21 protein-coding genes and 2 tRNA genes are annotated in these 23,297 nt (G+C 64.0%); 11 read left to right on the forward strand and 12 right to left on the reverse strand.

All coding sequences use genetic code 11. From position 1 onward, the window contains the following. Positions 1–40 precede the first annotated feature (40 nt). The 6 genes from NKJ26_RS06600 to NKJ26_RS06625 form a co-directional block, all read right to left on the reverse strand. Positions 41–724: an SCO family protein gene (locus NKJ26_RS06600; RefSeq protein WP_352602418.1), complete on the reverse strand. Its 684-nt coding sequence runs from the start codon at positions 722–724 to the stop codon at positions 41–43. A gap of 57 nt (positions 725–781) precedes the next feature. Beyond that, complete coding sequence (locus NKJ26_RS06605) at positions 782–1,327, reverse strand: TlpA disulfide reductase family protein (RefSeq protein ID WP_352602420.1); 546 nt, start codon at positions 1,325–1,327, stop codon at positions 782–784. A gap of 6 nt (positions 1,328–1,333) precedes the next feature. Continuing rightward, positions 1,334–1,774: a DUF411 domain-containing protein gene (locus NKJ26_RS06610; protein WP_352694620.1), complete on the reverse strand. Its 441-nt coding sequence runs from the start codon at positions 1,772–1,774 to the stop codon at positions 1,334–1,336. Positions 1,775–1,811: 37 nt separating this feature from the next. After that, positions 1,812–3,248 (reverse strand): multicopper oxidase family protein, encoded by a 1,437-nt coding sequence (locus NKJ26_RS06615; RefSeq protein ID WP_352694622.1) that lies wholly within the window; start codon positions 3,246–3,248, stop codon positions 1,812–1,814. Between the two features lie 138 nt (positions 3,249–3,386). Beyond that, positions 3,387–3,764 (reverse strand): hypothetical protein, encoded by a 378-nt coding sequence (locus NKJ26_RS06620; RefSeq protein ID WP_352694624.1) that lies wholly within the window; start codon positions 3,762–3,764, stop codon positions 3,387–3,389. A gap of 158 nt (positions 3,765–3,922) precedes the next feature. After that, entirely contained in the window at positions 3,923–7,321 is a 3,399-nt protein-coding gene (locus NKJ26_RS06625; protein ID WP_352694627.1) for a YhdP family protein, read from the reverse strand. A 95-nt stretch (positions 7,322–7,416) separates the two neighbouring features. Here NKJ26_RS06625 and NKJ26_RS06630 point away from each other — a divergent pair, with 95 nt between their 5' ends. From NKJ26_RS06630 to NKJ26_RS06660, 7 genes are all read left to right on the forward strand, one after another. After that, positions 7,417–7,884, forward strand: a complete 468-nt coding sequence (locus NKJ26_RS06630; protein ID WP_352694630.1) for a peroxiredoxin — start codon at positions 7,417–7,419, stop codon at positions 7,882–7,884. Positions 7,885–8,104: 220 nt separating this feature from the next. Then, positions 8,105–9,409, forward strand: a complete 1,305-nt coding sequence (locus NKJ26_RS06635) for a peptidoglycan DD-metalloendopeptidase family protein (protein WP_352694632.1) — start codon at positions 8,105–8,107, stop codon at positions 9,407–9,409. Between the two features lie 275 nt (positions 9,410–9,684). Continuing rightward, positions 9,685–10,851, forward strand: coding sequence for an ROK family transcriptional regulator (locus NKJ26_RS06640; protein WP_352602434.1), 1,167 nt, complete (start codon positions 9,685–9,687; stop codon positions 10,849–10,851). After that, a complete protein-coding gene (locus tag NKJ26_RS06645) occupies positions 10,848–11,612 on the forward strand; it encodes an ATP-binding cassette domain-containing protein (RefSeq protein ID WP_352602436.1) in 765 nt (254 codons plus the stop codon). Before NKJ26_RS06640 ends, NKJ26_RS06645 begins: the two co-directional genes overlap by 4 nt. Before the next feature lie 39 nt (positions 11,613–11,651). Beyond that, the gene (locus NKJ26_RS06650; RefSeq protein ID WP_352602438.1) at positions 11,652–12,692 is read left to right on the forward strand and encodes a sugar ABC transporter substrate-binding protein; all 1,041 of its coding nucleotides are present in this window, start codon (positions 11,652–11,654) and stop codon (positions 12,690–12,692) included. Positions 12,693–12,811: 119 nt separating this feature from the next. Beyond that, a complete protein-coding gene (locus tag NKJ26_RS06655; RefSeq protein ID WP_352694635.1) occupies positions 12,812–13,807 on the forward strand; it encodes an ABC transporter permease in 996 nt (331 codons plus the stop codon). Between the two features lie 13 nt (positions 13,808–13,820). Further along, positions 13,821–14,591 carry an SDR family oxidoreductase gene (locus NKJ26_RS06660; protein ID WP_352694637.1) on the forward strand — a complete coding sequence of 257 codons (771 nt, stop codon included), beginning with the start codon at positions 13,821–13,823 and terminating at the stop codon, positions 14,589–14,591. 68 nt (positions 14,592–14,659) lie between these two features. Here NKJ26_RS06660 and NKJ26_RS06665 read toward each other — a convergent pair. Continuing rightward, positions 14,660–14,735: transfer RNA gene (locus NKJ26_RS06665), tRNA-Val, on the reverse strand. Positions 14,736–14,952: 217 nt separating this feature from the next. On the opposite strand from NKJ26_RS06665, the gene NKJ26_RS06670 reads away from it, so the two are divergent. Next, positions 14,953–15,029 (forward strand) — tRNA-Asp (locus NKJ26_RS06670). Between the two features lie 124 nt (positions 15,030–15,153). Here the strand turns inward: NKJ26_RS06670 and rbsK are convergent. The 3 genes from rbsK to NKJ26_RS06685 are packed head-to-tail and all read right to left on the reverse strand — an operon-like array spanning position 15,154 to position 17,632. After that, positions 15,154–16,074 (reverse strand): ribokinase, encoded by a 921-nt coding sequence (gene rbsK, locus NKJ26_RS06675; protein WP_352694711.1) that lies wholly within the window; start codon positions 16,072–16,074, stop codon positions 15,154–15,156. A gap of 28 nt (positions 16,075–16,102) precedes the next feature. Then, positions 16,103–16,555, reverse strand: a complete 453-nt coding sequence (locus NKJ26_RS06680; RefSeq protein WP_352694639.1) for an RbsD/FucU family protein — start codon at positions 16,553–16,555, stop codon at positions 16,103–16,105. 27 nt (positions 16,556–16,582) lie between these two features. Beyond that, positions 16,583–17,632 (reverse strand): ABC transporter ATP-binding protein, encoded by a 1,050-nt coding sequence (locus NKJ26_RS06685; protein ID WP_352694641.1) that lies wholly within the window; start codon positions 17,630–17,632, stop codon positions 16,583–16,585. A gap of 269 nt (positions 17,633–17,901) precedes the next feature. Between NKJ26_RS06685 and NKJ26_RS06690 the strand changes: the two genes are divergently transcribed. The 3 genes from NKJ26_RS06690 (at position 17,902) to NKJ26_RS06700 (ending at position 21,714) form a co-directional block, all read left to right on the forward strand. Beyond that, on the forward strand, positions 17,902–19,566 hold the full coding sequence (locus NKJ26_RS06690) for an ABC transporter substrate-binding protein (RefSeq protein WP_352694643.1): 1,665 nt from the start codon (positions 17,902–17,904) through the stop codon (positions 19,564–19,566). Positions 19,567–19,662: 96 nt separating this feature from the next. Continuing rightward, entirely contained in the window at positions 19,663–20,784 is a 1,122-nt protein-coding gene (locus NKJ26_RS06695; RefSeq protein ID WP_352694645.1) for a carbohydrate ABC transporter permease, read from the forward strand. 12 nt (positions 20,785–20,796) lie between these two features. After that, positions 20,797–21,714: a carbohydrate ABC transporter permease gene (locus NKJ26_RS06700; RefSeq protein WP_352602452.1), complete on the forward strand. Its 918-nt coding sequence runs from the start codon at positions 20,797–20,799 to the stop codon at positions 21,712–21,714. A gap of 191 nt (positions 21,715–21,905) precedes the next feature. Here the strand turns inward: NKJ26_RS06700 and NKJ26_RS06705 are convergent, their stop codons facing one another. Together NKJ26_RS06705 and hxlB are read right to left on the reverse strand one after the other, a co-directional pair. Beyond that, a complete protein-coding gene (locus NKJ26_RS06705; protein ID WP_352694647.1) occupies positions 21,906–22,649 on the reverse strand; it encodes a creatininase family protein in 744 nt (247 codons plus the stop codon). Between the two features lie 2 nt (positions 22,650–22,651). Next, positions 22,652–23,218 (reverse strand): 6-phospho-3-hexuloisomerase, encoded by a 567-nt coding sequence (hxlB, locus tag NKJ26_RS06710; RefSeq protein ID WP_352694649.1) that lies wholly within the window; start codon positions 23,216–23,218, stop codon positions 22,652–22,654. Positions 23,219–23,297: the final 79 nt, after the last annotated feature.

Below are 23,297 nucleotides of genomic sequence, written 5' to 3' on the forward strand. Positions count from 1 at the left end.
ATATGCTTCCCTTTCCCTTTTCGAAAGCGGTGGGCCTGCCTCACAGTAAGTTCTTCAGTTTCGCCAGCCAGCCCTCGTCCTGCTCGTGGTGCGTGCGCTCGAGGTTGTTGGTCAGCGCGTTGACGAGGGTGACGAGGTTGAGCGGAGCGAAGTTCAGCCCGTGGAAATTCGCCCTCCACCGGCCCTCCGCGTCGATCACATGGGTGACGATGCCGTGCATCTGGTAGCCGTCTTCGGTGAGGGTGAACTTGTGTCCAAAGGACTCCGCCAATTTGCGGGTCGCATCTTCCGGCTGGCCCAGGGCGGTGGTCAGGAACAGCCAATTGACCGGGTCGAGCCCATGCGTCGGCCCATAGGTCTTCAGCACCTCAGGCGTGTCTTTCCGCGGGTCGGTGGTGATGCTGATGAAGACAACTCGATCCTTCATCGGCGTCGAGTTCACCATTTTCTGGACTTCGGCGATCTTCTCGGCATGCAGCGCGCAAACGTCTGGACATGAGGTGTAGATGAAATGGAGCACGACAACCTTGCCGGCGAGATCGGCCGGCCGCACCACGCGCCCGTCGGCGCTGCGCAGCGTGAAGTCCGGCATCGTCTTGTCGATCGGCTGGAAATATTTCTCGTCGCCCTGCAGCATGGCGTCGATGTCGGCCAGCGAATGTGCCCGGGCGCCGTGGACGAAGCCGACGGCCGCGAGCGCGATCAGGCCAAGCAGCAAGCGCATGCAACCCGGTAAGCGACAACGATCCGCCGGCTTGTGCCGTGTCCGAACAAGCATCGTTCATTTTTCCTTCTGATCGGCGGCGATGCGGCCGCCGATGAACTCGACTATGTCGGGTGCGTCCCATTCGGCCGGGCCGATCAGCCGGCCGATTTCCTTGCCGCGCCGGTCGATCAGCAGCGTCATTGGAAGGCCGACGGCGCCAAGCGTGAACATCGCCTTGGCCGAGGTGTCGATGTTGAGCGCGAGGTGCGTGACGCCGGTCTCGGCGAAGAATTTCCTCACGGCGTCGGGACCTTTGCGGTCCATCGACAGCGCAACGACCTCGAAATCCGGCCCGCCGAGCTTGGCCTGCAGCCTGTCGAGCGTCGGCATTTCCTGACGGCAGGGCGCGCACCATGTCGCCCAGATGTTCAGCAGCACCACCTTGCCGGAATAGTCAGCGAGCGTCCTCGGCTGGCCGGCGGCGTCCGCGAAGCCGATCTCCGGCACGGCGGCGGGCGTGTCGAGAACGGCGAAGTTCTGCGGCGCCTCGACCGCCGTTGCGGGCAGCGAGGTCGCGAGCAGTATCGCCGATAGGGCCAGGGCCAGTTTGCGTGCGGTCATGGGCGCTCATTGCGTCGCATAGACGGTCGGCGCCTTGCCATCCTTGGTGAAGGCGTAGATCGTCCAGGTTCCATCCTTCTCGCCACCCATGCCGGGCGCGCCGGCCGGCATTCCGGCGAGCGTGATGCCGGCAATGGCCGGTCTTTCGGTAAGCAGCTTCTTGACGACGTCGACCGGCACCAGGCCATCGATGACATAGCCGTCGACCATCATCGTGTGGCAGCCTTCGAGATCGGCCGGCACGCCGGCGTCTCCGCTGATCTGGGAGAGATTGTTGACAGGCTTGACGTCGACCTTGAAGCCGTTCTGCTCGAGATAGGCGGCATAGGCCTCGCAACAGCTGCATTGCGGGTTCTTGTACATCACCGCATTGATCGTCGCGGCAAGCGCCGGCAGCGGCGTTGCGATTGCGAGGCCAAAGGCGGTCAGCGCGCAGGTCAGTTTCATTTTGCAGTTCTCCTTGGTTGATGGATTGAATTGAAAATCAGGTCACCCGGAACACCGTCATCAGGCCAGCCATCTGGTGATCGGCGACGTGGCAATGCAGCATCCAGTCGCCGGGATTATCGGCGACGAAGGCGCACTCGACCGTATCCTTCGGCGCCAGCAGCACCGTGTCCTGCCATTGCCGGTGTGGCACCGGCGAACCGTTACGAGTGAGCACCGACAGGCTGAAGCCGTGGACATGCATCGGGTGCCACCAGGCGGTTTCGTTGCGCATGGTGAGGCGACAGGTGGTGCCGCGTTCGAGCGTGAACTGCGGCGCCATGCCGGCATGGCCGTCGCCGGTCATCGACATGCCGTTGATGGCCCAGGCGGCTCCGCCGTTCATGCCGGGCATGCCCATGCCCATCATGCCGCCCACCCCGGCGAGCTTGCCGCCACCCATCATGCCGCCCTGCAGCGCGATCTCCTGGCGCACGGCTTTGGCGAGGTCGGGCGCTGACAGTGGATTGCGTGGCAGGCCGACAGGCGCATCGAGCCGGTGCGCCCTGAGCGGCGACGCCTTGTCATAGGCGAGATTGACCAATGTGTAGGCAAGGCCGTCGTAGAAGTCGTCGATCGTGGCGTGGCGGCTGCCGGGGTCGCCCTGCATGTCGAGCACGATGTCGACGCGCATCGCTGGCGCCAGCACGACACGGCCATTCTCCGGCTCGTGCGGGACGCAGGGTTGGCCGTCGACGGCGACGACGACCGGCCGGTGTCCTTCGAAGCGCAGCGCCATCAAGCGGGCAACCGAAGCATTGGCAAGCCGCAGCCGGACGCGTTCGCCGGCCCTCACGGCTTGATCGGGCTGCGCCTGCCCGTTGACGGTGACGAGGTTGCCAACGCGGCCGGACATCGAGGCATCCATCATGCTGCCGAAGCCGCCGGCGACCTGGCCGTCTTTAGTAAGCCGCCAGTCTTGCAGCAGCCACAGCAGATCGCGGTCGAAGGCGACGGGCTCGGCCTCCTCGACGATCAGCGGGCCGGCCAGCCCGCGACCGATCTGCACCAGGCTGTCGGCATGCGGATGGTACCAGAAGGTGCCGGCATCGGGCGGCGTGAACTCGTAGACGAAGCTTTCGCCGGGCTTGATCGGCCTCTGGGTGAGCCCCGGCACGCCGTCCATGGCGTTCGGCAGGCGGATGCCGTGCCAGTGGACGGTGGTGTCCTCGTCCAGCCCGTTCTCGACGACGATGCGGACCGGCTGGCCTTGCCTGAGCCGCAACGCCGGACCGGGAACGGTGCAGTTATAAGTCCAGACGGCGGTGGAGGGACCGTTCGCGCCGTTCAGCCGGGCTTCGCCGGGCGCGATCTTGATTTGGCGTTCGTCGACGGCGGAGGCGCGGGCGGCGCGCATCGACGCGGATGCGGCGGCACCCGCCACGGCCGCCAGAAACGCGCGGCGCGACATGTTGCAATGGAAATCGTCATTCACCCTTCAAACCCTTTGCGATCTCGACCGATGGTGAGCGGTTCGGCATCGAACTGGACTGCTATGCACGCCCGCGGCGCGAGAGTGCGCAACGCAGGCGATCAGGCGCCGGGGATCAGCCGTGTTGCGGCTGAAACGGCGTCAGGCGCCGGGTCTGGGAGGGAATGGGTCGGGCGGGGAACTTCGCCCGTGCAGGAACGGGGTGGACTGCGCCGACGGCTGCTGCGGGCGCAGCGCCATCGTCACGGCAAGATCTTGCGGTAGCACGCCGATCATCGGTGCAATGCAGACAGGTGGACACTGCTTGAGGCTACCTTTGTCAGCCATGTCCTTGAGGCACGCGTTGCAATCGCCCTTCATTGCGCCGCCGGCGCCCATGCCGGCATCGGCGGCCATGGCCATGCCGCTTGCCATGGTGGCCGGCATGACGCCAGCTTGAGCAGCAGACAGGCTGAGCCCCGCAGCCAGAAAGACCGCGAGGAGCATGACAGCGAGATGTTTTGGCGAAAGCCGTGCCATTGTCGGCTCAGGCTGACGGCAAAGTGCGGCTTTTGCAAGTCCCGAGCCCGTGATCGCCCGCTGGTGCGGCATTTAAGCCAGGCTCATGCCCTTTTCCTGCTCAGCTGGCCAAGGGTTCTGATGCTGGCTGCTGTAGGGCATGTTTTGGGCAACCGGCCTCACCGGTACTCGAAGATCGACCTGAATATCCCCGGCGCGATGACCGAGAGCGGATTGATGTCCAGCAAGGGCTTGTTGGCATTGCCCCTGAGCCGGTAGGTGACGCCGATCAGGCCACGGTCGCGGCCATTGCCGAGCAGCGCGCCGACGATGGGCAGTTCGCCGAAAATGCGGTTGAGGCCGTAGACCGGCATGAAGGTTCCGGTCATGTCCATGTTGTTGTCCTGGTCATAGAGCGTGCCCTGGAACGTCGTGCCGATGCGCGGACCGCGCAGCACGCCATTGGCCAGCTTGAGGTAACCGCCACCCTTTTCGATTTCGGCGTAGCCGCGCTCGAACTTGACCCGCGAGGTGTCGAGATTGCCCTTGACGGCCTGGTTGAGGCTGCGGTTGTCGCCGGCCGGCGTGGTGGAGACAATCGAGGCGAGCTTCGGCTCGTTGACGATAAAGAAGTTGCTGGTGTCGACCTTGCCCTTCATCGGCCCGTCGGTGGCTCCCGCCAGCGCCAGCGTGATCGACCCGCCTTCCATATGCTCGTAGACGTTGAGGAATCTCAGGATTGCGCCAGCGTCCGCCGACTGCACGTTGAGCGCGCGTCGCCCATTGCCGGTCGTATTGTTGATGGCTATGGCGGCACCGGAACTTGCCGTGGCAGCGACCTTCAGCCCGTTCACCCTTGAGCCCGCCGCGCTGTAGTCGAGTTTGAGGTTGGACAGTTGCTCGTCGTGGAAACCAGTCAGCCGATCGACATCGGCGCTGACGGAAATGGCGTCGGAACCCGTGGTCTTGGTCGCGGTGTCGACGTCCGAGGTGAACTGCTTGACGAGCGAGCGGGCATCGAGCGCGCTGCCTGATATGTCGACCGCATAGCCCTTGCCCGATCGCTTCACCGACACCGCGACATCGTCGCCCCTGTTCAGGGTGACCTTGCCGAACCTTGCCGACGACAAGGCGCCGTTGACCAGCACGACGCTGCCGTCGTCGGAGAAACTCTTGCCGTCGAGGTCGAAGTGGGACAGCGTCGTGGTGTCGCCGGATTTGGTCATGACGAAGGTGACGTTGGCGGGGATCCCTGCCCCCTTGCTCCAACCCGCCCAGGGAATGTCCAGCCGGGCGTTGGTCAGATCGGCCGAGACGTTCTGGTCGCCATTGCCGCTCTTGTCGATCGCGACCTTTATCGTCCCGGAAAGCAGCGGCGTCAGGCCGGGCATCGCCGCGGCACGGATCTTGTCGTCGATCACCAAAGCCACCTTGCGGCTGCGCGCCGGTCCATCGTCTTCCAGCGGCTCCACCAGGTCGAGTTCGGCCGGGATGCCGTTCAGCGATGCCTTGGCGGAGATCACGGCCTTTTCGCGATCGACCGTGATCGAGCCGTCGGCATCCGTCACGGCCTGCCCCTCGAAGGGCTTGGCCAGGGACAGGCCGCTATAATCGAGCGACACCAGCCAATCGAGCTTCGAGCTGTCGACGCCGGACTGCAACGGGATATCGGCCTTGACATGGCCGGTGACGCTGCCGGAGAGGTCTTCCGGCAGCAGGCCGACATGGCGCATGGCGTTGATCGGTTCGTAGGACGCCAGTTCGGCGACTGCGGACGCTTCACCTTCGACGTCGATGTCGAGTGCGCCGACGACCGGCGGACGGTTGGCCGCCTTGACGGTCAGCGTGCCGTTGCTGGCCGCCACCGTGCGCCCGCTCGGCATGAAGACGGTGCCCGAGGACAGGGAGATGTCGACGTCGTTGCCGTGGAAGGCGACCATACCGACCGCATCGCGGATCGGCGGAATGCGGCCAGCCGTGTCGAAACGCGATCCCTCGATCTGAAAGCGGCCGAACACTTCGTCCGCCGAAAGGGGCACGCCGTTGCCAAGACGGTCCGGCACGACCTGGAACTGAAGATTGGCGTCGACGACGCGCCCGCCGAACAGATTGTTCAGCACCCAGAGCCGCGCATTGCGCGCCGAAAACCACGGCCAAAGCTGCTTGACGTGCGAGACCGGCATGTTGTGGATGTTGAGCGCCACATTGATTCCAGGCGCCTTGCCGTCGACGAGTTTCACCGCTGCGGTTCCCAGCACCTCGCCGCTGGAATCCGAACGAATCGCGATCTGCTCGGCCACAACCTTGTGGCTTACGGGCTGGTAGACGCCGGCAATGCGAGCGAGGAAAGTGAGCGCGGGCTCCGGCGATTCCGATGGCGCGAGCTTCGAACCGTCGCTGGTCAGGTCGTAGCGGTAGGAGGCCTCCTCACCCGCCGCCCCCGTCGCAGGCTTCGGGCCGACCGAACCGGCAAAATCGAATGTCGATCGGCCGGTCTTCAGCAGCAGCCTGTCCACCTGGATCTTGTTGCTGCCATGGACAAGCGTGGCATTGACATCGACGTCGGCCGGCAGCAGCCCGCGTGTGCCAAGATCGAGCACGGAACCGGTCGACGACAGACCGGCCGTCAGCCGCGAGACATTGGCGCCCGATCCTTCCGATCCCGTCAGCTTCAGCGTAACCGCACCCAGCCTGCCGGCGCCGGCCTTGGTGCCGCCGGCATCCACCAGATCTTTGGCATCCGCCAGATCGATATCGGCATCCAGCGCCGTTATCCGGTGCGCGGCGACATCGCGGCTGGCGGAAGCGGTAACGGCAACCGTCCTGCCGTCGACGTCCACTTCGGACGAAAACTCCATGCCGCCCGGCCCCGATTGCTCGACGGTGGCGTCGGCGATCCTGACCATCTTGACCGCCCCGCTGTCGGGCAGAACGAATTCGACATTGCTGAGATCGATCCGGCGCATCGAATCTTCCCGCACGGCGTCGAGCGCGCGATGGACGTTGCCGAACACCGCATCGGACAGTTTCTCCGGATCGATGAGCCCACTTTCGTTGCGCAGGGCGGCGGTCCAATCGCCGCCGGAAGGCATCGCCGCCACGACGATGCGCGCATCGGAGATCCTGGCGCTGGTCAGCCGCACATCGCCCCAGAGCAGCGGGATCAGGCGCACGCCGAAGCGCACGCGGCCGGCATTTGCCATCGGCTTGCCATTTGCCGTTTTCAGGCTGACATCGCTGACCTGCAAGGCCACGAAACTCGACCCGTCAAGGGTGATGCGCGCCGGACCGACCGAGACGTCGACATCGACGCCGGCGAGTTTCTCGATGGCGGTTTCCGCTTCGGCCTGAAGGCGATCGGAGCCGACGCCGGAAACACCGACCATGTAGACAAGGACCGCCACCAGCAAAATCAGGCTGGCGAAACCGGCGAACACACGCGCCAGGATGCGAAAGCCGCGTCCGATCCGTGCCTGGCCGAGCGGCGGGATCCGGCAGGCGGACGGCAAGGCCCCCAGGTCGGTAATTTCATCCCGCCTGAACCTGATCTTTTCGTGCTGCGGTTGCTCCTGATCCACGCCATCTTCCGTTGTACGAATTCGCTCGTGGACGAATCCCCGCTCGACACTATATCGGTGTGGCTTCGCGCGTAACCTCAAACAAGGGCATCGGTATGGCTGACCTCGACGTAGGCGACCTTGCGCCGCAGTTCGAGCTGCCCCGGGATGGCGGCGGCTCGCTCAACCTGGCGGCATACGCCGGAAAGCCCGTCGTCCTCTATTTCTATCCGCAGGACGACACGACGAGCTGCACGCAAGAAGCAATCAGCTTTTCGCAGCTGAAGCCGGAGTTCGAGAAGGCCGGAGCCGTGGTGATCGGGCTGTCGCCCGACAGCGCCAAGAAACATGACAAGTTCAAGTCGAAATACGATCTCACCATCGACCTCGCCGCCGACGAGGAGCGCAAGGTGATCGAAGCCTATCATCTGTGGGTCGAGAAATCGATGTATGGCCGCAAGTATATGGGTGTCGAGCGCGCGACGTTCCTGATCGGCCGCGACGGCCGGATCGCCAGGATTTGGCGCAAGGTCCGGGTCAAGGGTCATGCCGAGGAAGTGCTGGAGGCCGTCCGCGCGCTTTGACGCATCCTGCGGCGTCGCGCGATTTCAAGGCGCTGCGGACAAGCGGCGATTGTCGAAGTCGGCACCGGCGCTCGGAAGCCGATTGGCCAACGTGAAGCGATAGCCGCCTGCGACCTCGTCTCGCGAGCATTCGTTACCGACCGCCCGGCCCCGCAAAACTTTGTTAACCTTAATAATGTGTAGTCCAGCTGTCGTGGTGTCGTAACGAAAGCTTGGTCCCGTGAACGTAACCGGTCAGTCAGCGGTCTTCGGCAGGCGCAAGGAGCCGCATACGGTCATCATCGCCCGGGGCGACGAGATCAGGCACTTCACGATCCGGCCCTGGCTGGCGGCATTCATCGGTTCGGCACTGGCCGCCATCGCCATCGGCTACCTCCTGGCCACTTCCTACCTCGTCTTGCGCGACGACTTGATCGGCGCCACCACGGCGCGGCAGGCACGCATGCAACAGGCTTACGAGGACCGCATTTCCGCGCTTCGCGCCCAGGTCGACCGCATCACCAGCCGCCAGTTGCTCGACCAGCAATTGATGGAAACCAAGGTCAGCGAACTGCTTGAACGCCAAAGCCAGTTGAGCCAGCGCCATGGCCGCCTCGGCCCGCTGCTCGAACGCGCCGAGGGTGAAGTCGGAACCGCGCCGGCCGAGGATCCGGCAGCGGCCGGAAAACCGGACAAACGCGCCGAAGTGACCGGCAGCATCAACGAGCCCGCGCAGAACTATGCCGTCGCCAGCCTGAGTGCCGCCGCTGGCGCCGGCGACACCAGGCCGTTCTCATTGTGGTCGACCCGCTCCGATCCGCTGCCCAGCGATTCGGCCGCCGATCGTGCCGACAGACTGTTCGTCTCGATCAACCAGTCGCTGAAATCCATCGAGAGCGAGCAACTCAGCCGCATCAGCACGCTTGCCGACAACGCCTACAAGAGCGCCGACGCGATTACGCAGGCGCTCGCGGCGGCCGGACTGCCGGTCGACAGCGATTTCGGCAAGAACGATACCGATGTCGGCGGACCGCTGATCCCGCTCGACAGTTCGATGGTCTTCGACAGCAAGGTCAAGGAACTGGACGAGGCGCTGGACGCGCTCGACCACCTCAAGAAGGAAGCACGCCAGCTGCCGCTTGCCAATCCAGCCCCCGGCCACTCCGTCACCAGCCCGTTCGGCGTGCGCACCGATCCCCTCCTCGGCACCGCCGCGCTGCATTCGGGAATGGACTTCAGGGCGCCGATCGGCATGGCCGCCAAGGTCACGGCGCCCGGCATCGTCACCAAGGCCGGCTGGAACGGCGGCTATGGCCGCATGGTGGAAGTCGATCACGGCAATGGCTTTGCGACGCGCTACGGGCATCTCAGCGAAATCGACGTGACCGCCGGCGAGAAACTGGACGCCGGCGCCGTCATCGGCAAGACCGGCAGCAGCGGCCGCTCGACCGGCCCGCATTTGCATTATGAAGTCCGCCACAATGGCGAAGCGATCGATCCCTTGCGCTTCCTCACCGTCGGCAAGAAGGTCGCCCAGTATCTCTGAGCCACGCAGGCCGGGATCTGGTCGGCGCCCCCGTATTCAGAGACCAGCGCTGTCCCGGCTCCCAGGCAATCCAGATGGGCCACGTCCTCGCTGCCTCATTCTTTTTTCGGTTCGCTTGGATAACCGCGGCTTTTCCTGGCCATGGCTCACCGGCACCTGGATTTCGGTTGACGGCATCCAAGTTGCACGCACTGTCCAACTGCAAAAATATTTTTGAATTCCATTTGACTGAATAAATCTTTGGTGCGAACCTTGCGTCAGCTGGGGGCGCAAGCATGGCATTGCGAGGGACCAATCAGGAGTTCGGGCGGCCGTACAACCGGCGCATCGTGCTGGAGTCCATCCGCCGTCACGGTCCCATTGCCCGAGGCGATATCGCCACGCGCGTCGGGCTCACCGTGCAGACCGTATCGACCATTGTCCGCGAGCTCGAGGAACAGGGCTACATCCTGTCCGTGCGCGAGGAACCCAAGGGCCGCGGGCTGCCGCCGGCGACGCTGCGCATCAATCCGGAGGGCGGCTACGCCGTCGGCATCCATCTGACGCCGCTCGGGATAGATGCGGCACTCATCAATCTTAGCGGCGACGTGATCGAGAGCGCGCATCGCGACGCCCCCAACGCGGCGCCCGATCACGCGTTCGAACAGATCGGCGCCATGGTCCACGATCTCACGGCGAAGCGTGCCGGCGGCCGTGTCATCGGCATCGGCATGGCGCTTCCCGGTCCGTTTGGCGTCGAGTCCATGAGCTTTGTCGGCCCGACCACGATGACCGGCTGGAAGGACGTGGCGCTGCGCGAGCGGCTGGCGGCCTCCACCGGACTGCCGGCCTTCTTTGAAACCGACATGGCGGCCGCGGCCATGGGCGAGCGCCTCTACGGCCTCGGCGCTGATTTTTCCGAATATTACTATCTCTATTTCGGCGTTGGCCTTGGCGGCGTGATGGTTCATGACGGCGGCGCTTTGCGCGGCGCCTGGGGGAACGCCGGCGAAATCGGACATATCCCCGTCGTCCCCGGCGGCGAACCTTGCCCCTGCGGCAATAGCGGCTGCCTCGAAAGATACCTCTCGCTCGAAGCGCTTCGGCGCTGGAATGGCAGCGAGGCCGATTGGGTCACCGAAGTCGGCAGGATTTTTCACAACGCCATCGCCATCATCGAGAATCTGTTCGACCCTGAAACAGTCATTCTTGGCGGGCTGGCGTCCACCGACCTGCTCGAACGGCTGGCTGGTTCGGCGGCAGGCCTGCACAACTCCGTCTCCGCGCGCAAGGACCGCACGACGCCGCGCATCATGGTCGCTCGCGGCGGACAGCATTCGGTGTTGCGCGGCGCCGCCGCCCTTGCGGTTTCCGGAGTGCTGTCGCCGCGCTTCGGCCAGATGTTCACCGCCGGGCGCGAACGCGGGCGCGACCTCCTGACGGCCAAGGAGATTGCCGCATGAGCGAACCCCTGCTGGTGCTCGACAACGTCACTAAGAACTATGGCGCGATCGAAGCGCTGAAGGGGATCAGCTTCTCGATCGGCAAGGGCGAGGTCGTGGCGCTGCTCGGCGACAACGGCGCCGGCAAGTCGACGCTGGTCAAGATCATCGCCGGCGGGCTGGAGCCGACCTCGGGCCGCATGCTGTTCGAGGGCAAGGAGTTCCTGGCCAAAACGCCGGCAGAAGCCAAGGCCGCGGGCATCGAGACGGTCTACCAGGACCTTTCGCTGTGCACCAATGTCGATGTGGTGGCCAATTTCTTCATGGGCCGCGAAATCACCAGGAAGGTTCTTGGCGTTCCGGTGCTCGATGAACGCGCCATGGAGGCCGTCGTCGAAAAGGCGCTGGCCAGCGCCGGCACCCGCATTCCCTCGCTGCGCACCAATGTCGAGCACCTCTCGGGCGGCCAGCGGCAGGCCATCGAACTCAACCGGTTCGTGCACTGGGGCGGCAAGCTGGTCCTGCTCGACGAACCGTTCGCAGCGCTCGGCGTCGAGCAGACGCGGCGCGGCCTCGACATGATCCGCCAGGTGGCGAACCAGGGCATCGGCGTCGTCATCATCACCCATATCATGCAGCAGGCTTTTCAGGTCGCCGACCGGATCGTGGTGATCCGGCAAGGTGTCGTGGCGGGCGACGTTGCCCGCAACAAGACAAGTCCCGACGCGGTGATCAACATGATCACCGGAGAGACGCTCGCCGGTGCCGGACCGGCGGGCTGAGGGACAAAGAGGGGTCCGGCTCAACAGGGAGCGAATGACATGAAGCGAATACTTCTTGCTATCTTCGGTATCCTGGCACTGGCCTTTGCCACGCTCACGCCGGCATTCGCCCAGTCCAAGGGGATCGTCTACTATATGGTGCCGACATTGCTCGATGAGTTCCAGACCGGCTCGGTCAGCGCGCTGGAGCTGTTCCTGAAGCAGGTCGGCTACGAAATGAAGACGCTGAACGCAGACAACAAGACCGACGCTCAGCAGTCGCAGATGAACGACGTCATCGCGCTGAAGCCGAAGGCGATCATCCTGGCCGCCGTCGATTTCAACGCGCTGAAGCCGTCGATCGAGGCCGCGCGCGCCGCCGGAATCCCGGTGGTCGAGTTCGACCGCCAGATCACGTCGACGCCGTCCGACTTCACCTCGGTGGCGGGAACGGTCGAAATCGGTTACGTCGCCGCTGACCAGGCCGAGAAGCTGCTCAAGGCGAAGAACGGCTCGGTCAAGGGCAAGGTGCTGCAGGTGCTCGGCGATCCCGGCGACCCTTACACGCTCGACATCCAGAAGGGCTTCGAGGAGAAGATGAAGGCGTTCCCGGACGTCAAGATCATCTCGCTCCCGGCCATGCAGTGGGAAGCCAGCAATGCCGGCACGATCGTCGCAGACCAGATGCTGGCCAACCCCGACATCGACCTCATCTTCAGCCATGCCGCGCACCTGTCGGTCGCTGCCGTCGCCTCGCTCGAGGCCGCCGGCAAGAAGCCGGGCGACGTCATGCTGATGAGCTCGAACGGCGCGCCTGTCGGCCTGGACCTGATCCGCAAGGGCTGGCTCAACGTCGAAGTCGAGCAGCCGCTCTACGCGCAAGCCGCGGCTGTCGCCATGTTCATGGACAAGGTCGCCAACAAGCAAGAGATCAAGCCCGGCGAATATGATGTGCTCGGCCTGAAATCGACCGTCACCAAGGAAGCCTGGGGCCCGAACATCAAAATCCCCGGCGCTGCCATCACCAAGGAAAACGTCGACAATCCAGCTTTCTGGGGCAACCAGAAGCCGCCGACGGACACCGTCAAGCCGGTCGAATAGGCACGTCGCCGAATGCTCCGGGCCGGCGGCCCGGAGCCATTCTCCACAACTCCAATCCGCGCATGTTCCTTTCCGAGATCCAACCAATTTCGGGGGCATGCGGCCAGCCGGACCAGCCCATGAATCCCCGCACGCGCCACGCCCTTGAGTTCATTCTCGACAATCTCGTCTGGTTCATGCTGGTCTTCGTGCTGGTGATGTTCTCGCTATTCATTCCCAACTATTTCCAGCTCGGCATCTTCGCCAACATCATCGAGGCTTCCAGCGTGCTGGGCGTCATGTCCATCGGCCTGGCGCTGGTCATCATTGCCGGCCACATGGACCTGTCGGTCGAATCGGTGGCGGCGCTCAGCGCCATGGCTGTCGGCATCCTGTTCTGCTCGTCGGGCATCGGCATGGGCGTGCAGCTGCATCCGGAATGGCTGATGGTTCCGGTGTCGCTGCTCGTTGCACTGGCCGTCGGCGGCCTCATCGGCGCGTTCAACGGGTTCCTGGTCGTCAAGGTCAAGATGAGCGCCTTCATCATCACGCTGGCGTCCTACATCTGGGTGCGTGGCCTGGTGCTGGTCATTTCGGGCGGCCGCTCGGCGCAGGATCTGGCGCCGGCCATCCGCTGGTTCGGCATCCAGCGGCTGATCGGCCTGCCGCTCACCGCATGGATCGCCATCGCCTGTTTCGTGGTCTTTTCGCTGATCATGGCCAAGACGCCGTTTGGCCGGCATCTCGTCATGATCGGCGGCAACGAGACCGCGACCTTCCGCGCCGGCATCCGGGTGAACCGCAATCTGGTCATCGCCTTTGTGCTCGCCGGCGCCATCGCCGGCCTCGCCGGCTGGTTGCTGGCGATCCGCACCTCGGGCGCCACAGCAAATCTCGGTGTCGGCCTTTTGTTCAACGCCTTCGCCGCTGTCGTCATCGGCGGTGTCAGCCTGAAAGGTGGTGTCGGCACCCTGCCCGGCGTCTATGCCGGCGTGCTTTTGCTGTCGGCCATCAACACGGCGATCAACCTGATGGGCCTGCCCGCCAACTTCACCCAGGTCATCCATGGCCTGCTGGTGCTGGCTGCGGTGCTGCTCGACGCGTTCAAGCAAACCATTCGCCAACGGCTCGCATGACAGGACGGCTCGCATGACCAACCGGCTACAAGACAAGGTCGCGCTGATCGTCGGCGGCGCGCGTGGCATCGGCAAGGGCATCGCTCTGCGCTTCGCCGAAGAAGGGGCAAGGCTGGTGCTCGCCGACACGGAGGTTGAAGCCGGGCAGGCGACCGCTGACGAACTCGGCTCTCCTTTCATCCGCACCGACATCTCGCTGATGGCCGACGCCGAGGCCGCCGTGGCGCTGGCGCTGGCCCGCTACGGCCGCCTCGACATCATCGTGCAGAATGCCGGCATCTATCCCTGGCAACTCATCGAAAACACCAGTCCGGACGACTGGGATCGCGTCATGGCCGTCAATCTGCGCGGCACCTTCAACGCCACCCGCGCCGCCCTGGTGCCGATGAAGGCGCAGCGCTTCGGCCGCATGCTCTACACCTCCTCCATCACCGGCCCGCACGTCACCAGCCCGGGGCACGGGCACTACGCAGCGACCAAGGCTGGCATAAACGGCTTCATCCGTTCGGCGGCGCTGGAATTCTCCGGCTACGGCATCACCGTCAATGGGGTCGAACCCGGCAACATCCTGACCGAAGCGATCGAGCTGCATCGCGGCGCCGCCTACATCAAGAACATGGAAGACTCCATTCCGCTCGGCCGCCTCGGCAGCCCGCGCGACGTGGCCAATGCCTTCCTGTTCCTGGCCTCCGACGATGCCAGCTACATCACCGGCACGACGATCGTCGTCGATGGCGGGCAGTTGCTGCCCGAAGGTAACGATTTTCGGATGGTGCCGCCTTGATCACGGCTCCGCGTCGCCGGGTGACTCGGCTTCCGTGTCTGGGCGATTGTTGGAATGTGGGGCTGGAATGGTGGGCGATGACGGGCTCGAACCGCCGACATCTTCGGTGTAAACGAAGCGCTCTACCAACTGAGCTAATCGCCCGCTCCGGGCCGGACCTTTAAGCGGTCGGAACCGGCTTCGCAAGGCTAAATGAACAGGCGACGTCCTGTTTGCAGGCCGGTTTTGCCGACAAAACGCCGGCTGTCAAAAAACCTTCTCCAGTTTGCCGTTATGATGGTTTCGTGCGCTTGACACCCGGTGGCGAACCCCTTATCCACCGGCCCAACGACGAACACGGCTGACACGTGCTCGTCAATGCGCGGGTGTAGCTCAGTTGGTTAGAGTGCCGGCCTGTCACGCCGGAGGTCGCGGGTTCGAGCCCCGTCACTCGCGCCATTTCTCTCAAGGGATACAATCCCTTGGCTTCAGGGAAATGTCGACGTTATTGTCAAAAAATCTTCCTTGCACGAGGCCTGAGGTAACTCAGGTCCATTAGAAGTCGAGATCGACTTCTTCCCCATCAAGCCCTTGCCAGCAGCGCCTCGACCTCTTGCAGCGTCGGCATGGACGGCGCTGTGCCTGGCCGGGTCACCGAAATGCCAGCAACGGCGCAGGCGAAGCGCACCGCTTGCAGCGGCTCTACGCCTCGCGAAAGTGCCGCGGCAAAACCGCCATTGAAGGCATCGCCGGCGCCTGTCGTTTCGACCACCGGTCCCGCACTGATGGCCGGGACATGCTCGGAGCGATTCTTCGTGTGCAAAAGCGCGCCCTTGTCGCCGAGCGTGACGATGACGGTGCCGACGCCGTTTTCAAGCAGCTTGTCGGCGGCAGCGCGGGCATCGTCGACCGAGGAGACCTTCATTCCGGTCAATTCCTCAGCCTCCGTCTCGTTGGGCGTGAGGTAGTCGCACAGTGTGTAGATGCGGTCGGGCAGCGTGGCCGCCGGAGCCGGGTTGAGGATGGTCGTCACCCCTGCCCCGCGCGCGATCTCCAGCGCCCGCAGCGCCGCATCGATCGGCTGTTCGAGCTGCGTGACGAAGACGCCGGCGGTGCGGATCAGCTCGGCATTGGCTTCGATGTCTTCGGGTGAGATCAGCATGGCGGCACCCGGGCTGACGATGATGGCGTTGTTGCCGCTCCCCTCCTCGACGAAGATGTAAGCCGCGCCGGTATAACTGTCCGGCGTGTCGATGACGGCGTCCTTGACGCCTGCCTGCGCCCAGGTCTGCCTCGCCATGTCGGCGAAGGGATCGACGCCGAGGCGGGTGAGGAACGTGACGTCGGCGCCCAGCTTGCCGGCGGCGACCGCCTGGTTCGACCCTTTGCCGCCGGGGCCGAGCTTGAAGGAATTGCCGAGAATGGTCTCGCCCATGCGCGGCTGCCGCTGCGCCCTGTAGGCGGTGTCGGCGACGAAGACGCCCAATATCACAACAGGCTTCATCATTGTCGGCTTGCCCGAGGCCACACCCTTACTCCGCGTCCGGCGGCACGACGCCCTTGCGGAAGGCGAAGCAACCATAGAAGCGGCGCTCGCCGGTCTGGATGACACAATAGGCCTGCTTGGCGCGTTCGTAGAAGGCGTAGCGCTCGACCGGCAGCATCGGCCAGGACTTGCCCTCGGCCGCATCGATCTCCTTCTGCACTTCCTTCTGCACGGCCGGTATCTCGTCCGGCTTGCCGACGATCTCCATGCGCGCCGCGGAATCATCGACGAACGTGTCCAGCGGGTAAAGCGACAGCACCGCCTTGACCACATCGGCCGCCGGCGCATCGATGCGCAACAGGCGGCCAAGCGCCGTCTGGCGCGCCACCGAATCGGACGGGAAGTTGGTGTCGGCGATGATCAGGTCGTCGCCGTGGCCCATCGCCCGCAATGCCTGGAGCACGTCGGCATTAAGCAGAGGATCGATCCCTTTGAGCATGATATTCCTCGTGAAGTCCGTTTGAGATCAGAGACGCTTGCCGGTCTCGGCATCGAAGAGGTGGATGTGGTCGAGCCTTGGCCGGAGCGTGAGCGTATCGCCGGGCTTGAAGTCGTGGCGCTCGCGGAACAGCGCCACCATCTCGCCGTCGCCAAAACGCAGGAAGACCAGCGTTTCCGACCCGGTCGGCTCGACCACCGAAATCTTCGCCGGCACGCCATCGGGATGGATCTCGAGATGTTCCGGGCGCACGCCATAGACGACGCCACGCCCCTCCTCAACCGCGCTGTTGGGAGCGACCGGGAATAGCGTTCCGGCGATATCGACGCCGCCCTTGCGCATAACTCCCTTGAGCAGGTTCATCGAAGGCGAGCCGATGAAACCAGCGACGAAAAGATTGGCGGGCCGGTCGAACAGCTCCAGCGGCGCGCCGACCTGTTCGATGCGGCCATCGCGCATGACCACGATCTTGTCGGCCATGGTCATGGCCTCGATCTGGTCATGGGTGACGTAGATGGTGGTGGTCTTCAGCCGCTGGTGCAGTTCCTTGATCTCGGTGCGCATCTGCACGCGCAGCTTGGCGTCGAGATTAGAGAGCGGCTCATCGAACAGGAACACCTGCGGGTTGCGCACGATGGCGCGGCCCATGGCCACGCGCTGGCGCTGGCCGCCCGAGAGCTGCCGGGGATAGCGTTTGAGATATGGGGCGAGATCGAGAATGTCGGCGGCGCGCTTGACCCGCTCGGCAACCACGGCCGGATCGGTTTTGCGCAGCTTGAGGGCAAAAGCCATGTTCTGCTCGACCGTCTTGTGCGGATAGAGCGCGTAGTTCTGGAACACCATGGCGATGTCGCGCTTGGCCGGCGGCAAATGGTTGACGACGCGGTCACCGATGGCGATCGTGCCGCCGGAGACGGTCTCCAGCCCGGCCACCATTCTGAGCAGCGTGGACTTGCCGCAGCCCGACGGGCCAACCAGCACCACGAACTGACCGTCGGCGATGTCGACGCTGACTTCGTGCAGAACCTTCACGGTTCCGAACGCCTTGGCCACATTGCTGATCGCGACTTGAGCCATTGCCCCCCCTTTCGTTGCGGTGAAGCTAGCCAACGCGAACGGCAAGGGCAAGTCGGTCCCTTATAGATAAAAATCCATCCTCGTTGACACGCCATCCCGTTGCGAGAATAGTGACGGTCGCTGATCCGAATGCCGGACCTCATCCGGAAAACGGAACTCCAGGCGACGCAGGGTGGGGTCCCACGTCCTCTATTATCGAAGGAGACCGCTGACGTTTCGGCGTCCGAGAGATTGGCAATTCAATTCATGGCTGTTGGGAGGAATGGTAGATGAGAGTCGGTCTTTACGAAAAAATGATCCGTGCGGGAGCGACCCGGCGTGACATATTGAAGGGCGCGGCCAGCATGGCCGCGATTGCCGCCGCGTCCGGCGCCGGGCTTGGCGCGTTGACGCGTCCAGCGTCCGCCGCCAGCGAGCTGCGCTCGAAGATCCTGCAGATCCCCGGTGTCGGCAAAGGCCAGCCGACGGATGCCGACTTCCAGAAGGTCGGCGAACTCTGCCTCGAAGCAACCAAGGCCAACGTCAAGGAAGGCGAGTTCGCAGGCGTCGAACTGACCTTCATGGGGTTGAACAACCAGAACCTGCACAACGTGCTGTTCCGTGGCTTCCTGAAGCCGTGGGAGACCTATACCGGCGCCAAGATCAACTGGATCGACCTGGCGCAGGCCGACTACAATGCCCGCCTGCAGCAGTCGATCGCCACCGGCACCGTCGATTTCGACATCATCGAGATGGGCGCGCCGTTCGAAGGCGATGTCTGCGGCAAGGGCCTGACATCCGAGATGCCCGACTGGGTCAAGACCCAGATCGATTTCGACGATCTGGTCAATTATCTCAAGCCGCCCGTCGGCACATGGAACGGCAAGCAATATCGCGTGACCGTCGACGGCGACGCGCACAACTTCAACTACCGCACCGACGTGTTCGCCGATGCCGATCTCGCCAAGGCCTGGAAGGACGGCGGGGAGACAAGCGAATGGGGCGTGCCGAAGACCTGGCAGCAGGTCCAGGCGGTCACCAAGTTCCTCAAGGGCAAGCAGGTCAAGGGCCAGGATGTCTACGGCTATCTCGACGCGCCAAAACCCTGGGGCGGCTTCGGCTTCTACTTCCTCGGCAGCCGCGCCACCGCCTATGCCAAGCACCCCGACGACAAGGCCTGGCTGTTCGACGCCGACACGATGAAGCCGCGCGTCAACAATCCGGCCTGGGTGCGTGCCATCCAGGACGTCATCGACGCGCTGCCGTCCGAACCCGCCGACCAGATCAACGCCGACCCCAACACGACCGCCTTCCAGCAGTTCCTGGCCGGCACCGGTTCCATGGTCACCTGGTGGGGCGACGTCGGTTCGAACGTCAAGACCAATGACTCGTCCGTCATCGGCGACGTCACCGGCTTCTCGATCCTGCCGGGCTCGGACGATGTCTACAATTCCAAGACCGGCCAGTGGGACAAGCTCGCCAGCGGGCCGAACTACGCGCCGAACTGCGCCTATCTCGGCTGGGGCGTCTATGTCATGGCCCGCGTCGATGCGGACGAGAAGAAGAAGAAGGCGGCATGGTCCGCCGCCGCCCATCTCGGCGGCAAGGACCTGTCGATCTGGACGGCAATGTATCCGTCGGGCTTCCAGCCCTACCGCAACTCGCATTTCGACATTCCCGAATGGGTGGCGGCCGGCTACGACGAGGCGTTCATCACCTCGTACCTCAAGTCGGAAGGCGACAGCTACAACCATCCCAACGCGGCGATCGAGCCACGCATCCCCGGCATCTTCCAGTACTATTCCGCCGCCGAGGACATCCTGGCCAACACCTTCGCCGGCAAGATGAAAGCGCAGGAAGGCGCCGACGCCATCGCCGCGGCCTGGGAGAAGCTGACCGACCAGATCGGCCGCGACAACCAGGTCAAGCTCTATAAGGCCTCGCTCGGCTTGTAGGCAGGCCCATGATAGGATCGCGGCCCGGCGACACGTCGTCGCCGGGCCGTGTTTTGACCGGCTCCCGCCGGTTTTTGCGCAGAAGAGGCGAGAGGCGTGGCTGACCAGACTTCGACCACGAATGCGTGGCCGGCAAATTCCGCACCGATCGATCTGATCCCGCCTGGCCGCAAGCGCCTCGGTTGGGGCCTGATGGCAGCGGCGACCCTCGGGCTCCTGGCAACGATCCTGGTTCAGATCCTCTACAAGAGCGAGGTCGATACGATCGGCTTCGAGACATGGCGCCCCGTCGTCTATGCCTACGTGCTGTGGGGCGTGGCGCTGGGCATCGGCCAGGTGCTGACGCGCGGCGAGGACGGCCAGCGCGCGCTGTTCCTGCTGCCGGCGCTGCTGTTCACCATCGCCATGGTGATCTTCCCGACCTTGTTCGGTTTCTACATCGCGCTCACCGACTGGAACCTGAGTTCGTTCGCGGGCCGCAAGTTCAACGGGCTCGACAATTTCTGGCAGATGCTGGGCGATCCCTACTACCGCAATGCGCTGTTCAACATGGTGCTCTACGTGCTGGCGGTGCTGGTCGAATATATCATCGCCTTCGGGCTGGCGCTGCTGCTCAACGCGCAGATCCGGGCGCGTAAATTCTTCCGCGTGGTCTTCCTGATGCCGCTGATGCTGTCGCCGGTCGCGGTGTCGTGGATGATCGGCAAATCGCTTATGGAATACCGTTTCGGGCCTGCCGCGACGCTGGCGCGCCATCTCGGGTGGGAAAATCCCGCCTTCTTCAGCGACCCGATCATCGCCCGCATCTCGATCATGATACTCGACGCCTGGACGTTCATTCCGTTCATGATGATCATGCTGCTCGCCGGCCTTCAGGCAATGTCGCGCGAAGTGCTGGAGGCGGCGCGCGTCGACGGCGCCACGGCGTGGCAGACTTTCTGGCAGGTCACGTTTCCGCTGATGCTGCCGGTCTCGGTAACGGCGGTGATCCTGCGCATCATCTTCAAGCTGAAGCTTGCCGACATCATCATAACGGTCACCTCGGGCGGCCCCGGCGGTGCCACCGATTCCGTCTCCAGCTTCATCTACCGCGAATACCGCGACCGCTCGAATGTCGGCTACGGCACCATGCTGGCGATGGCCTATCTGGTCATCATCGTGGTGTTCGTCACCTGGCTGCTGAAGGTCGCAAACCGCTTCGTGCGCAACGTCAACTGAGCTTCCGGAATCATGAGCGTCCAGACCACCGACTATACCGTTTCCGAGATCCGCTCGCCGGCGAGCTTCCTCGCCAGCCGCGTCTTCATCTATGGCGCGCTGGTGTTCTGGGCCTTCGTCTGCCTGTTTCCGATCTACTGGACGATAACCACCTCGTTCAAATCGGCGGTAGACGTCACCCAGGGCCATCTGATCCCCTTCGTCGATTTCCAGCCGGACTGGAAGGGCTGGCGGTCGCTCGGCCTGTCGCCGGATTCGATCTCCCAGACCTCCACGGTGCGCGACGAGTTTTTCAAGCGGTTCATGAATTCGGTCATCACCTCGGTTGGCGCATCGAGCCTGGCCATCATCATCGGCAGCCTGGCGGCCTACGGCCTCACCCGCTATCGCTACCACTTCGCCTGGTTCAAGAACGAGGACATCTCGTTCTTCTTCCTGTCGCAGCTCATCCTGCCGCCAGTGGTATTGGCCCTGCCCTTCCTGGTGCTCTACCGCGAAGTCGGGCTGCTCGACACCCGCATCGGGCTGATCCTGCTCTACACGCTGATGGTGCTGCCGATCGTCATCTGGATCATGCGCGACCAGTTCAACTCGATCCCGGTCGAGCTCGAGGAAGCGGCGCTCGTCGACGGCCTGTCGATCTGGGGCGCGTTCTTTCGCATCGTCATGCCGATCGCGCTGCCGGGCATGGTCGCCGCCTTCATTCTGGCGATGGTGCTGTGCTGGAACGAGTATTTCTTCGCCGCCCTGCTGACCTCGACCGACGCCAAGACGATCCCTGTCATGGTGGCGAGCCAGACCGGCTCGCAAGGCATCAACTGGTGGTCGATGGCTGCCCTCGCCACCGCGGCGATAGCACCGCTGGCGGTCATCGGCATCGCGCTGGAACGCTACCTCATCATGGGCATGACCGCGGGAGCGGTGAAGTAGGGCGGGACGGCGCTCGCAGCGTCGTCATCGCAGGCACTGAGGGTGAACAGTCTTGCCAGCGGGACAGCGCCCCCCTCTGTCCTGCCCGTCCTCCGCAGCTGCTGCGGAGGGTGGACCGGCCATCTCCCCCACTTGCGGGGAGATTGGCAGCTTCGGCGGCTGCAATACCGGCAATGGAGCACTGCGCTCCGTTAGCGGGACAATATCGCGCGCAGGTGCTCCATGATCATGGCGACACCCTGGTGACCGAGTTCCGCAGAGGCATCCCTGGCGCTCGCCGTGTACCAGCTCGTATTGTCGGCGAAGCGGGCGCCATCGACGGCCTCCGGGCACAGCGCCAGCATCAAGGATGTCTCGCCGATGCCGGCATGGTCGAACGGGTACTTGCCGTTCATCGCCGCCGGCATCAGCGGATGCACCTGCACCCAGTTGAAGAAGTTTTCACCCGCGGCGTGGCCGGCATAGTAGTCGGCCATGGTGTCAGATCCCCACCAGCCTTCGCCGCGCTGCTTTTCCAGGAAGCGGAAGATCGCCTGGCGGCCGGCGGTCTTGAAGGCGAGATCGGTCGGCATGCCGGCGGCGAAGTTCTCGGTCTGGTGATGGACGATGGCATGGATGTTGCGAAAGCCGATGCGCAGCAGACTGTAGAACAGTTCCTCCGCGAAGGGCGCCAGTTGATTGCCGCCGACCTGCACCGAACCGCTGCCTTCCGGCGGCGCTACCGCGTAGCTCGCCGCGCCATAGTAGAAGGGCGGCAGGATGACGATGTCGCTCTCCTTCTCGAACAACTCCAGCATCTTGACGACTGCCAGCGTGTCCATGCCGACGGCCATGTGCTCGCCATGGTATTCGAGCACGCCAAGCGGCAGTGCGACCGGCCAGTTCTCGGCGATCGCCTTGCGGATCTGGTGGGGCAGCATCAGTTCGTAGCGCATGACTATTCCATATTGGTGTGGCGGGCGCGCATGGCTTCCGGCGACGTGCCGGTCAGCGACTTGAGTTTCAGCACCATCACTTCGAACAGCAGGAACAATGCGCCTTCGAATACCGAGCCCATCGGCAGCACCGATGTCTTTTGCGAACCCTGGTCGTCGGCCATGGTTTGCGCCGGGATGAGCAGCGTGAAATCGGCGTGCCTTGCGGCGCTGCTCTCGGGCTGAGCGGTCAAGAGCAGGTTGGTTGCGCCGGCGTCGTGGGCAACCCGCATCAGGGTCAGCACCGTCGAGGTTTCGCCCGGCCCGGAGCTGACGAGGAAAACATCCCCCTTGCCCAGCGGCGGCGTGGTCATGTCGCCGACCACCGAGACCGGCAGGCCGAGATGATAGAGCCGCATGGCAAAACCCTTGACCTGCAAGGCTTCGCGGCCGCAGCCATAGACGACGATCCGCCCGGCCCCGGCCAGCATCCCGCAAGCGGCGTCGATCCGGCTTTCGTCCACGCGCGCCAGTACCCGGCCGAGTTCACTAAGCGCGGTGTTGAACAGGTTTTCGTTCCGATCGCCCACGGCAAGCTTCCTCGAAATCGTCCCGGGATTTTCCCACGAACAGCTTGATTTCGTTCATGCTAGCAACCGCGAAAATGCG

The organism is Mesorhizobium sp. M0152 (genome assembly GCF_040322415.1).
In the GTDB taxonomy this organism is placed as follows: Bacteria; Pseudomonadota; Alphaproteobacteria; order Rhizobiales; family Rhizobiaceae; genus Mesorhizobium.

Coding starts and splice junctions, on each gene's coding strand:
- rbsK (WP_352694711.1), bottom strand. CDS start 16,074: ATGAAGCCTGTTGTGATATTGGGCGTCTTCGTCGCCGACACCGCCTAC.
- NKJ26_RS06620 (WP_352694624.1), bottom strand. CDS start 3,764: ATGGCACGGCTTTCGCCAAAACATCTCGCTGTCATGCTCCTCGCGGTC.
- NKJ26_RS06640 (WP_352602434.1), top strand. CDS start 9,685: ATGGCATTGCGAGGGACCAATCAGGAGTTCGGGCGGCCGTACAACCGG.
- NKJ26_RS06600 (WP_352602418.1), bottom strand. CDS start 724: ATGCGCTTGCTGCTTGGCCTGATCGCGCTCGCGGCCGTCGGCTTCGTC.
- NKJ26_RS06685 (WP_352694641.1), bottom strand. CDS start 17,632: ATGGCTCAAGTCGCGATCAGCAATGTGGCCAAGGCGTTCGGAACCGTG.
- NKJ26_RS06660 (WP_352694637.1), top strand. CDS start 13,821: ATGACCAACCGGCTACAAGACAAGGTCGCGCTGATCGTCGGCGGCGCG.
- NKJ26_RS06700 (WP_352602452.1), top strand. CDS start 20,797: ATGAGCGTCCAGACCACCGACTATACCGTTTCCGAGATCCGCTCGCCG.
- NKJ26_RS06705 (WP_352694647.1), bottom strand. CDS start 22,649: ATGCGCTACGAACTGATGCTGCCCCACCAGATCCGCAAGGCGATCGCC.
- NKJ26_RS06630 (WP_352694630.1), top strand. CDS start 7,417: ATGGCTGACCTCGACGTAGGCGACCTTGCGCCGCAGTTCGAGCTGCCC.
- NKJ26_RS06605 (WP_352602420.1), bottom strand. CDS start 1,327: ATGACCGCACGCAAACTGGCCCTGGCCCTATCGGCGATACTGCTCGCG.
- NKJ26_RS06650 (WP_352602438.1), top strand. CDS start 11,652: ATGAAGCGAATACTTCTTGCTATCTTCGGTATCCTGGCACTGGCCTTT.
- NKJ26_RS06645 (WP_352602436.1), top strand. CDS start 10,848: ATGAGCGAACCCCTGCTGGTGCTCGACAACGTCACTAAGAACTATGGC.
- NKJ26_RS06690 (WP_352694643.1), top strand. CDS start 17,902: ATGAGAGTCGGTCTTTACGAAAAAATGATCCGTGCGGGAGCGACCCGG.
- NKJ26_RS06610 (WP_352694620.1), bottom strand. CDS start 1,774: ATGAAACTGACCTGCGCGCTGACCGCCTTTGGCCTCGCAATCGCAACG.
- NKJ26_RS06655 (WP_352694635.1), top strand. CDS start 12,812: ATGAATCCCCGCACGCGCCACGCCCTTGAGTTCATTCTCGACAATCTC.
- NKJ26_RS06680 (WP_352694639.1), bottom strand. CDS start 16,555: ATGCTCAAAGGGATCGATCCTCTGCTTAATGCCGACGTGCTCCAGGCA.